The sequence below is a fragment of the Thermostilla marina genome (assembly GCF_054657455.1).
Map to the genome: position 1 here is coordinate 4,896,003 of NZ_BAAHYR010000001.1, position 14,308 is coordinate 4,910,310.

Sequence of the window (14,308 nt, forward strand, 5' to 3'; positions counted from 1 at the left end):
AAGAGAACTATTCGGCGATCAGCGGTTTGTCGGCGTCGGGGACGCGACCGGGGGCCACACCGCCGCCGATGCGTTCCATTTCGCTCAATAGTCGACCGGCCAATCCGCGGCATTGCGCGTCCTGATCGACGAAGGGAGCCAATGCCTGGTAGGCTTCCAGCAAGCGGCGATAGCGTGATTCAGCCGATCCCGAACCGGCGTTCTTCAACGCCGCTTCAGCCGCGGCAACGGCGGCTTGGCGTTCGCGGGGCGAACCGGTCGGCGCGCCGCTCGCGGCGCTGGGGGGGAGCTTGCCGCCGGGTAGTCCGGGGATGGCACCGGCGTCGTCATTACCGCCCGCGCCGGACGTGCCGCCGATGTCCGTTCCCGCGTCTTCACCCGAAGCTCCGTTGCCGCCGCCGGCCTGTGAACCGCCGGAGCGGGAAGCATCCCCGCCTTGGTTGCCGAAAGAATCCCGCCCCTCGCTCCCCGCCGGACGACCGTCGGGACCGTCTGCCGGACTACCGCCCCGTGTGCCGGCGGAAGAACCTTGCGAGGTTTCGGAAGCGTTCTCGGAGCTGTCGGCGGGATCCGTCGATGCATCGCCGCCCGCAGCACTATCTGCTTGCGAGGCATCGCTTTCGGTTTGCGTTTCTTCCTGCGAGGTCGAAGATGCTGAATCGGGCCGCGGACACCCCGCAACGAAAAGAAGAACACAGAACAACCCCAACAGCGCAACGGTGCGAGGAAGAATTGCCCCAAAATTCATCGCATTGCCCCTTTGTTGAAGTGACGCGGGCCGGATGGTATCACGATCTGCCCTTCGTCCGGCCGCGGTGATCGACCGATGTGCTTTTACGTCGCACGACGACCGATCGTCACACAGAAAGTTCTAGCATATGATACCGCGAAACGTCGTACGGCAGAGCGCTTTCCCATCGTGAATCGGCCGCATATTCGCGAGATCGACCATCCGTCGTCCAATATACACGTTAGGTTGGACACACTATGTCCAACCTTGATGCGAAAATACGATTAAGGCCTTTGAACAGCCGATATCCGTGTTACAGTAACGAAGAAAGAGACGTAAGATTCGTCGTGCGACAACTTGTCGAACACACGACAGTCAGTCGGGGGCAGGTGATCGTGACCGGGTTCCGCACATTGATCTATCTTGAAATCCAGGGGCAGATTCGCGGGCCGTTCAGCTTGGCCGATATCGTCCGATGGTTGCAACAGGGGCGAATCTCCCTCGACGCCAAGGCGTCGATCGACGGCGGCACATGGATGCCCCTCGGTCGCGTGCTCGAGGCGATTCAAGCGTCGCACAACGTGCCGGCGGCGCCGCGTTTGGACCAGCGGGCGAAACCCGCTGCGCCGCAACCGCAAGATAATAAAGAAGAAAAAGTCGAGCCGCTTGCCCGGCCGCCGCGACTGCCCGAGTCACCGCAGTCGGCGGAAGTGTCCCGACGATCACTACCGGATCGATTCCGTTTCCGTGAGTGGCGGGCCTATTATGCCGTTGCGGCCGGCTGCCTGGTGTTGATTTTGCTGGCCGGCATCGTCATCGGTGTGACCGCGGGCAAGCGTGCAGAAGTCCAGACGGCGCAAGCAGAAAGCAACAAACCAGCAACGTTCGAAACCAAAGAAGAAGTCGACACGCCGGCTGCCGAACCGGGGTCTTCGTCCGAGTCGGCGGAGGAATCGTATGATTTGGCCGAGGAAGAGCCGGCACCGTCGGCTCCCCCTCCCCCCGAACCGGAACGAAACGAGGTACCGCCCGAGCCGGACGAACCATCCAAGCCGAAAGACAAGCCGACCCCCGGCAGCGAGGCCTGGATCGCCCATGTCCGCCGCGCGACGGTCGTCGTGCGGAACCAGAGGAGCGATGGCAGTAGTCTAGGCAGCGGCTTTTTCGTGGAGGCTCCCGATGGTAAGCCGGTGATCATCACGAACTACCACGTCGTCCAAGGGGCGATTGCACTCACCGTCGAACTGTACGACGGCACGACGTTGCGGGTCGATCAGATCCAGCGATTTCCGAAAACCGACCTCGCTTTCCTGCGATGTACGGGACTCCGGGCGCCGCAAATTCTCGAGTTGCGAACGACGAAACCGATCGTCGGTGAACCGACCTACGCCTACGGCGCCCCCAAAGGGCTTTCCGGCACGCTGACACGCGGTGTGGTGAGCGCGTTGAGATCGAGTGATGAGTTGACCACCACGATCCCTGAGCTTTCGGGAATGCCTTACGATTGCCGGATGTGGATTCAGACCGATACAACGATCAACCACGGCAACAGCGGCGGTCCCTTGCTCGACGAAATTGCAAGAGTCGTCGGAGTCAACACGCTCGGCTTGTTTGAAGCGGGCGTCGAAAACACGAATTTCTGTGTGTCGTCACTGGATGTCGTCGATCGGCTGGCACGGATGCAACTGGAGCCGTTTCAGCCGGACCTGGGCGGGGATGTGGCATTGGACGGCGTGGATGCGCAGGTTGCTCTGACCACGCTTATCTATTGGGGAATTGCCACTGCTACCGTCGCGGAGTTTCTGGCGTCTTTAGACGACGCGGGCGAACTGCCGCCCCAGTTGTTTCTCCAGCGTGTGCGAAATCAAGCGATAAGTTCGGCCGCGTTGTTGTCGGCTCTGGAAGTCGAAACCGTCGATCCGGCTGCACTGGAGTGGGGGCGAGAAGTTCAGGCGTGGCTTGCCGCCTTTGCCGATTTCAACGCAACGGTGTTACAGCAAGGCCTATTGACGCAAGTGGATCAACTTCGGTTTGCCGCCTTGTGCGTAAAACTCGAGGAGATCGGTAAACGTCAGGATCAAACAAAACGGTATTTGACGCGAAAGTACGGCGTTGCGTTCCCTTGACTTGAGGTGTGAGGTCGACGCAAGACGGCCGGTGCCGCAGCGTGCGCGAGCGGCACGATCGACGGGGCAGAAAAGAGGCAACGGTTCCTTTGTTCCGAATCGAAGGCAACGTTGTCCGACGAAAGGGGCAGATCATGAGCAGTGCGTTCGATCCGTATCATGCGTGGTTCGGGATCCCGCCGAGTGAGCAACCGCCCAACTACTATCGACTGTTGGGGCTTGCGCTATTCGAGAGCGATCCGAACGTCATCGAAGCGGCCGCCGATCAGCGGCTGGCGTTTCTCCGCACGAAGACCGGCGGTGCGTACGCGGCCGAGGCATCCCGGTTGATGAACGAGGTGACGCAGGCACGCCTGACGTTGTCGGATCCCGCCCGCCGACAGGCCTACGACCGCCTGTTGCAGCAAGTGCAGCAGCATGTACAGGGAGTGGCGTCACTTCCGGGAGCGGAGGCGTTTCCGCAGATTCGCACGGAGCGCTTGCCCGCAACGCAAAAGGCCGCCGTCAGGAAGCGTGGAAACGGTCACCAGACGACGCTGGTCGTCGGCAGCATTGCCGTGGCGCTATTGGTGATGATCGGCGTGGTCGCCTTGATGATGAACATGGAGCGGTACGAGCCGCGCCCCGTGGAAGAGACGGCGCAGGCGAATACAGCGCCGGCGCCGAAACCGGAAACGACGCCTCCCGCGGCGCCGGAAACGGCGTCCGAACAAGCGCCGCCGGAAGAACCGGCACCGGCCGAGCCGCCGCAAGAACCGACCGATTCGACCGAGAATCCTTTCCAGCCCGTCGAAGAACCGGAAACCCCCGAAGTGCCGGTCGTGACCACGTCGTTGGAATATCCGAAGGCCCGGGAAGCCGTGGTGACGGTGGTTGCCTTTTCGGATCTGGGCGAAACGCGGGCGACCGGCGTGTTGCTGGAAAAGCCCAGGGTCGTCGTGACGACGCACGGAGCGGTAGAGGGGGCGCAGAGAGTTCAGCTCGAGTTCGCAAACGGGACGAAAACGGTGGCTTCGCGTTTTCGGGTATCGCTCGGCTGCGATCTTGCGTTACTCAAGCCGGCGCAGATCGACGGGCTTCCCGAAGGTGTGAAACTGGCCGGACGCGAACCGCCTGAGGGTGAAGGATGTTTCATCATCCCCGCCGGCCAAGGCGGATCGCCGATCATCGAATCGGAAATCATGGCCTATCTGCCGATCGAAAACGTGCGCACCTTGTTAGCTCCCTCCGCCGATCAGACCGAGTTGGCGCTTCCGCGCTGGAACGGGAAGACGCGGTGGTTACGGGCGAAGTTGTCGGGCGGTGTGCGCGCGAACGGTGCACCGGTGTTCAACGCCGACGGCGAACTGTTGGGTGTGGTAGTCGATACGACGGGCTTGCTGACCGACAGCGCGTTGGCGATCACGGCCGAAAACATCGAGGAGCAGCTCGAAAACAATCGCCCTTTTACGCCGATGGTGTCGTTTGCGCCGGTGGTTCGGATGGACGTACGGCCCGCCATGGACGCGCAAAACAGCATCGTGCCGGCGTTCATGTCGGTGGATCACGTCCGGTTTCCGACGGTTGCGTTGCCCAACGGGGAACGGATTTCCGCCGATCGCGTCGCACCGCCGGAGAACTGGGCGAGTTCGATCGAGCAAGGATATGAACGGTTGAAGCAATTCTTCGACGCTTTTCGGCAAGGCAGATCCGTGAAGTCGTTTTTCACGGAACGCGGCAAGGCTCCGCCCACATACGTGCGGACCGACCGAGAAGGGACCCGCTATTTCGCCTGCCAGTTTATGCGGACGAGTTTCCACGGAATAGGCGTGCTGTACTACCCCGAGACCAGTCGGCCGATGCTCATCGCCGAGTATCTCGATGGACGGCGGGCGGGCAAGTACCTGGTGTACGACGTGTACGGTCGCCCGGCAATCTATGCCGAATACGGCACCTATCGCGAGCCGATGATCACCGTCTTGTTGGTCGACGGCGTGCCGTGCATGGTCGAAGGTCCGAACCGGTCGTACACGTACTTGATCGACTGGGTGGCCGACGCACCGCGTGTGTATCCGTCGACCGATATCGACGACCCGCGTCTGGAAAAAGAATTGGCGGAATACACCGTTTGGAAGGAAAAATTCTGGAAGGCGGTGCAGACCGATGAAGGCGAGGCCAAACGGGAGTTCGCCTCGTGGTTCCGCGATGTGAACGAGAAGATCTTGCGGCCGGTGATCGCCGCACGCTCGGTTGAGGCGAGAGCCGGCATCATCGACGCGATCAACGCGCGGGGCCATTTCCAGATTTCGGCGCACAACGAGATCCGTGTGCAATACGGTGGTGAGCCCCTCCGTTTGAACCGCTGACACCCGTCGGCGGTAAGCTGCGCTACACGAAACTACGCAGTCCCAGTTCTTTCGGATGCGGCTGGAGGTACACCTGGTCGAGCAGGTAATCGACCTCCAGCCGTTTCGCGTAATGCGCGATCAACGTGACCGGGACGACCAACGGCACGATTCCGGCGCGAAAGTCTTCGACTGCGGCGTGCAACTCGGCACGCACCTCCGGCGGCAAATCCCGCCTGAAATAACCGAGGATGTGTTGCAGCACGTTGACGTTCTTGGCGATCGTCGCCCGGCGCGCCAGGGCAGTCATGAACTCGGCGGTGTACGTATCGCGCAGCGTCGAACGGGGAATGCGTTTGGCCTCGGCAACGAGCTTTCCCAGCGTGCGATAGTGCGACGGCGAATGGGCCATCAACAGAAGTTTGTGCGCGGTGTGGAATCGCACCAAGTCCCCCAACGTCCAACGGCCCCGAAACAGCCGTTGCAATCGGTGATACGCGAATACGCGAGTAATCCAATTGTCGCGAATCCGCGGATCGTGAAGGCGGCCTTCTTCTTCGATCGGCAGGCAAGGGAACGCCTCGCATAGTTCGCGGGCGAAGAATCCCTGCCCTCGCTTGTCGTACTGTGCGCCGTTTTCGCGATACACGCGCACGCGCTCCATGCCGCAACTGGGCGAGTTCTTCTTGAGCACAAACCCCGACAAATCGAGGTCGCGAAGTTCTTTGACCTTTCGCTTGGCATAGCGGATCATGCGGGCGGAAAGGTCGGTGCGGGACTTCGGTTCGACCAAGGCATGAGTGCTTCCCGTCCATTCAATGCGGATGGTCGGCCGCGGCGTGCCCAGGCCCAACTCGACCTCGGGGCAGACGGGAACCCAGGTAAAAAACCGACCGAGCGTTTCGACCAGGTACGGGTCGCGCTTGTGTCCGCCGTCGTAACGCACGGCATTTCCCAATAGGCAGGCCGAGATGCCGACACGAATCGGTTCGTCCATCGAATGACTCCACGATGGGGCGTTCTAACACAGCAATGGACACCGCGGGCGACTTGGCCCCGACTGGTGCCGGTTGGGCCGGATGCCGCATGTCCTGTATGATATACCGGAACGTGGTCGTAAGGGACCGCCGAATCACAAGCTGCAGAGAATCGATTCATGGCCGCTCGACGGAAACGAAAACGAAATCGCCCCCAAGCCGATGCGTTCGCCGAAACCGGCGAGCCGACGGCGGAAAGCGCTTCGTCGTCAGACGGTCCTCCGGAACATGTCCGACCGGAAGACGATGCACGGGAGCCGGAGGAAGACGACGTGGAGGATCCGCACTCGATCGACCGAGAACGGGAAACCTCTCGCGATGCGCCGGACGAGGGGGAAGATGTCTCCGCCGAAGACGCCGACGCCCGCGTACCATCGCACGGCGGAATCCGCATGCGTTCGCTGCGGAGGTTGCTCGCCTGGACCGTGGGGGGCGGACTGGCCGGGATCCTCGTGGTCGGTGCCGTGTTGTGGTGGCTGGGCGGTCGCGAGTATCGCTACACGGTCGCCCGCACGCTCGACGCCGCACCCCAAGACGTCTTCTTTGCCCTTACCGACGATGCAATGCTGTGTCGCTGGATGGAAGGCGTCGTCGCAATCGAGCCGCTGGGCGAGAAGCAGAACGAACCCGGGGCGAAAGCCCGCGTCGTGATCGAAACGGAAGACGGCACGAAATTCATCCTTGAGGACGAGATCCTTCGGTATGAACCGAACGAACTGCTCGAGGTTCGCCTCACCAGTTCGATGTTCACGGTGACGACGTCGTATCGACTCGAACCGCAAGAGGGCGGAAGCACGAAGCTGGAAGAGACGATGACCGCCCGTTATCTCGGCCCTATGCGTTTGTTCGCCCCCTTCGCGGGAAGTTCGATCCGCGCACAACTCGAAGGCGATCTCGAGCGACTGGCGGCGTTGTTGGCGGAAGCATCATCCGAAGACGCCACGGGCGAACCGTGACGGCCGCCCGATACGAAAACGCGGCCCGTTGTCGACTGTCGACAATGGGCCGCGCGAACCATCATGTGACATAGCGGATCATCCGCCGATCAATACTCGCGGTCTTTCTTCAAGCCGGGCATCGGCTTCGGATAGTCGCCCGACTCGTCGGCCTGAAGCGGGGCGGGCGAATCGTAGGTCAGTTTGTCCAACCCCGGCGCCATTTCGTGATCCGAGTTGAGGATCTGATCGTAGGTGACGATTTGGCCCGTGTGCGCCGCCATGCGGCCCATCGACGTGACCAAACTGGCCTGCACGCCGCGCTCGGCTTCGTTGTAAGGCTGATCGGCCAAGATGGCGGCGACCAGGTCATCCCATTCGTTCTGGTACGGATTGCGCTGGTCGGCCGGTATCTCCGATTCCCAGACCTTGCTGTCGTCGCTGGGTTGCTGCGTGGTGTAGATGCTCGAAGGCGGCCCGCAATCGCCGTGCTTCGAGGCAACGGCCGATCCCTTCGCCCCGTGCAGATAGCTCGAGTACAGCGATTCGCAACCGGACATGCACCGGCCGTCGAGGAAGAACTTCGTCCCGTCGCCGAAGGTGTACTCGACGGCGTAAGCGTCGAAGTTCTGGTCGACAAACGGCGTACCGTCGTTGGCCGTCTTGTAATGACGACCGCCCAACGCCTGGGCCTCGATCGGCCAGTCGTTCTTCATCCAGCACAGGTGGTCGATGATGTGAATATAGAAGTCGCTGTAGCAGCCGCCGCTGGCCCAAATGAAGCTGTGGAAACGGCGGATCTGGTACTCCAGCTCGCTCATGCCTTCAGGCTTGGGCGTCGAGGCGAACGAACCGATGGGGCCGCTCATCCGGTAACCGCGCATCGCGATCACCTGGCCGATCTGCCCGTCGTGGACGCGCTTCGCCAGCTCTTGCAGGGCGCGGCTGTGACGCGACATGAGTCCCACGCCCACCTTGAGGTTCTTTTCGACCGATTTCTTCGCCAGGTCGAACATGCGTCGGCTGGTAGGGCCGTCGACGGTCACCGGCTTTTCCATGAACACGTTCAGGTTCTTTTCGATCGCGTAGGTGAAATGCACCCAGCGGAAAGCCGGCGGCGTCGCGAAGATGGCCACATCGCCCGGCCGCAGGCAGTCCATCGCCTTTTTGTACGCGTCGAAGCCGAGGAACTTGCGGTCGTCGGGCACGTCGACTTGCTCGCCGAACCGGTTCTTGAGATTGTTGAAGCTGCTGGTGAGGCGATCTTCAAACACGTCGGCCATCGCCACCAGTTTGACGGGAACCGCCTTGACCGAAAGAGCGTTCGCCGCCGCACCGGTACCGCGTCCGCCGCAACCGACCAGCACCACGCGAAGCGTGTTGTCTTCGGCGGCGTGCACGGCCGGCAAACCGGAAGCCACAGTGGCCATCGCGGCCGCCGCACCCGTCGTTTTCAAAAAGGTGCGCCGTGAAGGGCGAGTCGATTCGTTCATGGGAAAACTCCTCTTGCTGAGAATGCCGGACCTGCCTGCTTGGAACGGGGAAGCCCGCCGCGGATCGTGTAAATGCGCAGCACGTACCGACCGCGGGTGCGGGCTTTGCCGATCCCGCCTATTCTGACCCGTCTCCCCTTGATGTCAACTGAATCGACGCCTTTTCAATTTTTCTCGATTACACGGCGCACACAGGGGGCTCTCTGTTCTGCATGTGCGAAAAGCATGTGCTCCGCAATCGCTTTCGATGCTCAGACCGAATTTACGGGGCCGTTTCGCCGGTGGTCCAACGAATCATGTTGAACAGCAGCCGATCGGCGACCGGATCGCGGCCGAGGTACGGCGTCACGCGCAGGTGCGAGAGAACGCATCGCCCTTTGCCCACCTCGAAAGCTGCGACATCGGCTCCCCACCACGTGTCGCCCGGTCCGTAGTAGTGCCGCTTGCTCAAGTCGTAATCGGGGAACCAATCGAAGGCGACCGTTCCCACGATCGGTTTGCCCGGATGGTCCGGATCCTTGAGCGTGCGATCGGCCCAAACGTGTTCGTAGATCGGCCCCATCATGCACTCGACGGGTAGTCCGTCGAAGATCGGGTGCTTGCGCACGATGTGCGGCATGCAGGTCCACAAACCGATGGACGCCCGCATCTCACCGCGAACGGGGACGTGCGGCGACGACGGCCCTCGCCATGTTCCACCGGAAAGTGCGCCGTCGAGGTACACGACCGTCCCGCCTGCTTCGGCGAAACGTTTCAGTGCATCGAAGACTTCCTTTTGCTGATCGTTGGCTGCGTTACTTTGTGTGACGAACACGGGCACGTCTTTCGGCGTTTGGTCCGAGAACCGCGAGTACGGAACCTCGAGGCGATCCAAGAATCGCGTCACCCGATTCGTGAAGTCGACGACGGCGATCGGTTTGCGCGGCGGCCGCAATCGTGCAGGCGGGAAAACGGCGAATTCGAAGCGGTTTTCGGCGATGAGATCGCCCTTGCGGTCGGTGAGCGATACCGCCAGCACGTAGCGTCCGTCGAGCGACGAGGTGTCGAGTTTTTCTTCCACAAGCGGCGAGATACCGCTTCCCAGTTCGACATCGAGCGTGCGAGTCGAAACGACCGGTCCGGTGTCGTCCTGCGGGTCGCCGTCGAGCAGGTTCGCCTGTTCGTCGATATCGAGAATCGAGATCGTCAATTGCGCCGGAACGGGCGGGCCTTCGTTGACGCCGGTGATCGTCAACGTCGTCCCCTTGGCCTGATAGATGTTCCGTGGATTCAATCGCGCGACGACGATTTGCGGTCGATTGGCCGCCTTTGTTTGTTCGTAGGCCGCCGTTTTCGGGTTGCGGAACAGATCGAGCAACCCGGCCCCGACGATCCAATCGCCGGCGACCAACGCGTGGATGCAGTAACCCCGCACATGCGGATTGCATCGCACCGCCTCGATCATGCGCCGATTGGCCAGCCCGTGCACTTGTTGTTGATCGAGGCAAAAGCGTTCCAGGTCGGGATAGACCTCGTCCAGCCCCGAAGCGGCCAGCGCCTTCTCGTGATCCTCGGCCAACCGCTTCGTATAGCGATACGGCGGCACGATCGGGTTTCCCGACTCGGCGAAGCGGCGATTGTTGTCGACCAAATTCGGCAAGCTGCCGTAGCCGAGTTCCGAGAAGAACGTCATTAAGCCCATGACGACGTTTCGGCCGGGCAGGCGACCGGTAAGCCCCATTGCCCGCATTTCTTCGTGTGTCTTCGTTCCGGTGAGCACCAGCTTGAGGAAGACCTCGTCGTTGATTTGCGGGCCGGGATACTCGTGAATGTCGTTGAATTTGATCGGCTGCGACTGATACGGCAGGTAGATGTTCGCCCCTTGTGCCCATCCGCCCGACTCGTCCAAGATCAACCGCGTAGGATCGAGTTCGCGGGCAAGCAGGGCACTGCGATGCAACAGTTGCTTGAGGACCGGGCGTTTCAGCTCGTTGAACAGCTCCCACTGAACAATGCACGCGCGGTTCCGGTCGCGGAGAATCGTACTGCGAATCTCGTTTTCGACCCAGCCGGGCAGCCGCGCCGTTTCCACCGGGTAGTCCATGCACTCGATCGCCATCGAGCCGACGACCAGCACGCCCATTTCGTCGGCCAGATCGAGCCATTCCGGCGGCGCCGGCTTTCGCCACGGACGGATCATGTTGAAGCCCGCCTGCTTGGCCAACAGGATTTCGCGGCGTGCCATGTCGAGACTGTCGGGCACGGCCAGCTTGTTCGGGTACAGCCCCTCGAAAAAGGTTGCTTTCAAGAAGAACGGTTTGCCGTTGAGATAGAACTGCTTGTCGCGGATCGTGAACTCCCGCATGCCGAAACGGATCGTCCGGCGGTCCGAAACCGTATCGCCGATCTTGAGCGTCAACTCGGCGGTGTACAGGAACGGATCGTCGGGCGACCACGGATGGACGTCGGTCCAACGCAGGCTCTCGTCCAACGTCAATCGCCCGGGAACGACCGTCTGCTGCCGTACGGCCGAGGCAACCGGTTTTGCGTCGGGGGTTTGCGAGGGCCGAATCGCCACGTCGAGCCGCACGGGATGCACGGCTTCCCCTTCGTTCCGCACGACGACATGGAATGCGGCTTCTTTCGCGTCGAGTTTCGGTTCGATGAACACGTCGTCGAGGTAACAATCGCCGGTCGCGATCAACCGAACCGATTGCCAAATACCGCCGGTGATGGCGCCTCGCCATTGGGGCGTCTCCATGGGCCCGTAGCCCTCGATCCGCTGATCGGTCAGCAGGATCGGCCCCATCACGCGAACGATCAGCGTGTTCTCTTCCCCGGGGCGCAACACCGGGTCGACCCGAAGGGAAAACGGTGTGAAACCGCCTTCGTGGCATCCCACAGCCGTGTCGTTCACCCAAACTTCGGCAAGGAAATTGACGGCATCGAACTCCAAGCGAACGATCTTGCCCTTCCACGACTCGGGGACCCGGAACGTCCGCCGATAGAACGCAACGCCCTCGTAATCTTTTTCAATGCGTTCCCAGCACGAAGGCACGTCGATCGTCCGCGCCCGATCGGTCGGAAAGTTCGCATCGTGGAACCAGTCGGCGGCCCGGCCTTCGTTTTCCCGATCGAACACGATCTGCCACGGGCCGTCGAGCGACAGGACCTCGCGTGCCTCGGCCGGCAGCGCGCAAAGCATGGTGAGAAAGCACACAGGTAACACGAAACGCGGTAGAAGCGATCGCAGCGACATGAATCGGGCCCTCGGTTGGAAATGGAAGTACGGAAAGGCGATTCAATCGGTAGCCCGGGGTGGGAAAGGCACGGTTGTCGCATCGCGGTCGATGCGCCACCGGCACGCGGCTGGTAACATAATATTGTATGACTTTTCGATCTTCAAGCATTTTCTCCGGTTCGTAGACCGGACGGCTTTTCACGGGCACGGGCGACGGCAGACGCTAGCGGGTCAAAACGTGACAAAAACTGACAATTGCGCCGGATATGCGGGCAGCGCAAGATTGTCAGGTTGCCGGCGTGGCCGGATCGGCAAGGTGTCGGCCGAACCCTCGAATTTCTTGAAAAAAACCGGGGATTCGCAAGTTGCTTCGGGAAGAGGACTAACGATCCGAATTTCCATTCGTGTGAAACTTTTCCGTTTGCAATTTCGAAAAACGTCCGGCAAATTCAATTAGAGGGTGCGCGTGCCTCGTGCGCGCATGCGCTCGCAATATCGGAGCGAAAAGAGGAACTCGCTTTCGCGGCTGCCGGGATGGAGGCTGCGGGATCGGTTTGGAATCAAGGCGGTTGCTCGGGCGAACGACTTGCCCGGGCACGGATCTCTCGCAGGAAAGCGGAGGAGATCGAAACGATGACGCGCGTGATCGCTGTTGTTGCCGGTATGGCGGTGTGGCTTGCGGCCTGCACCGCGCAGGCCCAGGCGGTGTACGTCGGCTCGGTCGGGCCCGAGTACCGCATCGTCTACCAGACGATCTACGAGCCGTACCAGGTGACGCGCTATAAAGAAGTGTGCGAGACCGCGTACGAAACTCGCAAGGTCGTCACCTACAAGCCCGTCTGGGAAACCTCGTACCAGGAACGCCGGTACAAGGTCGGCCGTTTGGTGGCCGAGACCGCCGAACGCGAGCAGACCTACACCGTCCAAAAACCGGTTTGGGAAACCTCGTATCGGGAAGAGGCCTACAACGTCGTTCGGTACGTGCAAGAGACGACCGAGCGGGAAGAACGCTACACCGTGACCGAACCCGTCTGGGAAACCAGCGAGCGGGAAGAGTGTACGACCGTCCTCAAGCCGGTTGTCCAGACGGTCTACCGCACGCAGTGTCGCACCGTTCAAGAGCCGGTCGTCACGTACAAGACGCAATACGTCGACCAAGGATGTTACGTCGATCAACTGGTGCTCAAGCCGGGGCTGTTTTCCAGCGCGCTCTCGCGCCAAGCCGGACGGCCGATCGTCGATCCGGCGACCGGCATGGTGCAGTGGCAACAGTCGGGCCTGTATTGGGTACCTTCAAACCGAGGACGCTACGAGGTCAAACGCGTGTGGCAGCCGAACCCGGTGCCGGTCCAGGTGCCCGTCACCCAGTACGTCGCGAAAACGATCACCGAGCAGGTTCCCGTCCAGGTGACCACGATGGTGCCCGAAAAGGTGTGCCGGAAGGTGCCCGTGCGAACCTGCCGCTACGTGCAACGGGAAGAAGTCCGCAAGGTACCCGTTACCGTCTGCAAACCGGTCGTCGAGCGGGTGGTCAAGAAAGTGCCGGTTCAAACCTGCCGTCTCGTGACCGAAACGGTGGTCAAGAAGATCCCGGTAACCACGTACAAATGGGTGTATGAAGATCGGGTTGAGCAAATTCCCGTCCGCACGTGCAAAATGGTCGCCGAGGAAAAGGAAATCCAGGTGCCGCGAACCGTTCGCAAATTGGTGCCCGAAACGGTGACATGCTACCGGCCCAAGGTCGTGTGCTATCGTGAGCCGGTCGATCCGTGCGTGGTGCCGATCGATCCCTGTGCGGCACCGACGGTCGACAGCGGGGCATGGAATTCGGTTCCGGCGTCGCCGTCGGCACCGGCTGCCGGAACGAACAGCAGCGATCCTGCCGATCAGCAACCTACGCTGCCGCAGCGACAAGAGACGCAAAAGCCGACGGAACCTCCGCTTCCCGGTCCGGTCTCTGCCGAAGAAGAGGCGAAAACGACTTGATGGGGCCGGGGAAGCGATTGCGAATCGCTCTGCCGACTTCGAAAATTCACACGCCTTTTGGGATGCAGTTGTCCCAAAAGGCGTCGTTTCGTGCGTAGGGCCGGTGCGATTCGGTTTTCTGGAACCACCGGAACGCGTTGCGGTCCTTTTCTGCCGGTAGGCAAAGAATTTCGGTGTCGAGGCGGCACTTGCCGCGTGCTTATCGGCAATGATTACCGGGAGAGTGCGCGCGAGCTGCCGCCGGATGAAAAATCACGCTCGCCGAGGTTTCCTCGCGATCGGACAGACGCGAACAATACGATAGCCCCCCATTCGGCTCCCAAGCTGTAACTCGAAGCCGGCGTTGTACATACGGCCGAAAACCGCTATACCCGCCTAGGGGTGATCGGCGTCGGCGACCTTGGCGCTTGCTTGATGTGGGGCCGGAAAACAACGGTTCGACCGGTAACGGGGCCGA

General features: G+C 61.2%; 8 protein-coding genes. 4 read left to right on the top strand and 4 right to left on the bottom strand.

Annotated features, from left to right (window positions below; genetic code table 11):
- Positions 1 to 7: 7 nt before the first annotated feature.
- Complete coding sequence (locus ACYQ2I_RS17685; protein WP_460168359.1) at positions 8 to 748, bottom strand: hypothetical protein; 741 nt, start codon at positions 746 to 748, stop codon at positions 8 to 10.
- A gap of 329 nt (positions 749 to 1,077) precedes the next feature.
- On the opposite strand from ACYQ2I_RS17685, the gene ACYQ2I_RS17690 reads away from it, so the two are divergent.
- Complete coding sequence (locus tag ACYQ2I_RS17690) at positions 1,078 to 2,856, top strand: trypsin-like peptidase domain-containing protein (protein WP_460168360.1); 1,779 nt, start codon at positions 1,078 to 1,080, stop codon at positions 2,854 to 2,856.
- A 134-nt stretch (positions 2,857 to 2,990) separates the two neighbouring features.
- Positions 2,991 to 5,201, top strand: a complete 2,211-nt coding sequence (locus ACYQ2I_RS17695) for a trypsin-like peptidase domain-containing protein (RefSeq protein WP_460168361.1) — start codon at positions 2,991 to 2,993, stop codon at positions 5,199 to 5,201.
- 22 nt (positions 5,202 to 5,223) lie between these two features.
- Here the strand turns inward: ACYQ2I_RS17695 and ACYQ2I_RS17700 are convergent, their stop codons facing one another.
- Entirely contained in the window at positions 5,224 to 6,177 is a 954-nt protein-coding gene (locus tag ACYQ2I_RS17700; protein WP_460168362.1) for a YbgA family protein, read from the bottom strand.
- Positions 6,178 to 6,336: 159 nt separating this feature from the next.
- On the opposite strand from ACYQ2I_RS17700, the gene ACYQ2I_RS17705 reads away from it, so the two are divergent.
- A complete protein-coding gene (locus ACYQ2I_RS17705) occupies positions 6,337 to 7,173 on the top strand; it encodes an SRPBCC family protein (RefSeq protein WP_460168363.1) in 837 nt (278 codons plus the stop codon).
- A gap of 89 nt (positions 7,174 to 7,262) precedes the next feature.
- Here the strand turns inward: ACYQ2I_RS17705 and ACYQ2I_RS17710 are convergent, their stop codons facing one another.
- The gene (locus ACYQ2I_RS17710; protein ID WP_460168364.1) at positions 7,263 to 8,645 is read right to left on the bottom strand and encodes a Gfo/Idh/MocA family protein; all 1,383 of its coding nucleotides are present in this window, start codon (positions 8,643 to 8,645) and stop codon (positions 7,263 to 7,265) included.
- A gap of 262 nt (positions 8,646 to 8,907) precedes the next feature.
- Entirely contained in the window at positions 8,908 to 11,883 is a 2,976-nt protein-coding gene (locus tag ACYQ2I_RS17715) for a glycoside hydrolase family 2 protein (RefSeq protein WP_460168365.1), read from the bottom strand.
- Between the two features lie 615 nt (positions 11,884 to 12,498).
- Between ACYQ2I_RS17715 and ACYQ2I_RS17720 the strand changes: the two genes are divergently transcribed.
- Positions 12,499 to 13,851: a hypothetical protein gene (locus tag ACYQ2I_RS17720; RefSeq protein ID WP_460168366.1), complete on the top strand. Its 1,353-nt coding sequence runs from the start codon at positions 12,499 to 12,501 to the stop codon at positions 13,849 to 13,851.
- Positions 13,852 to 14,308: the final 457 nt, after the last annotated feature.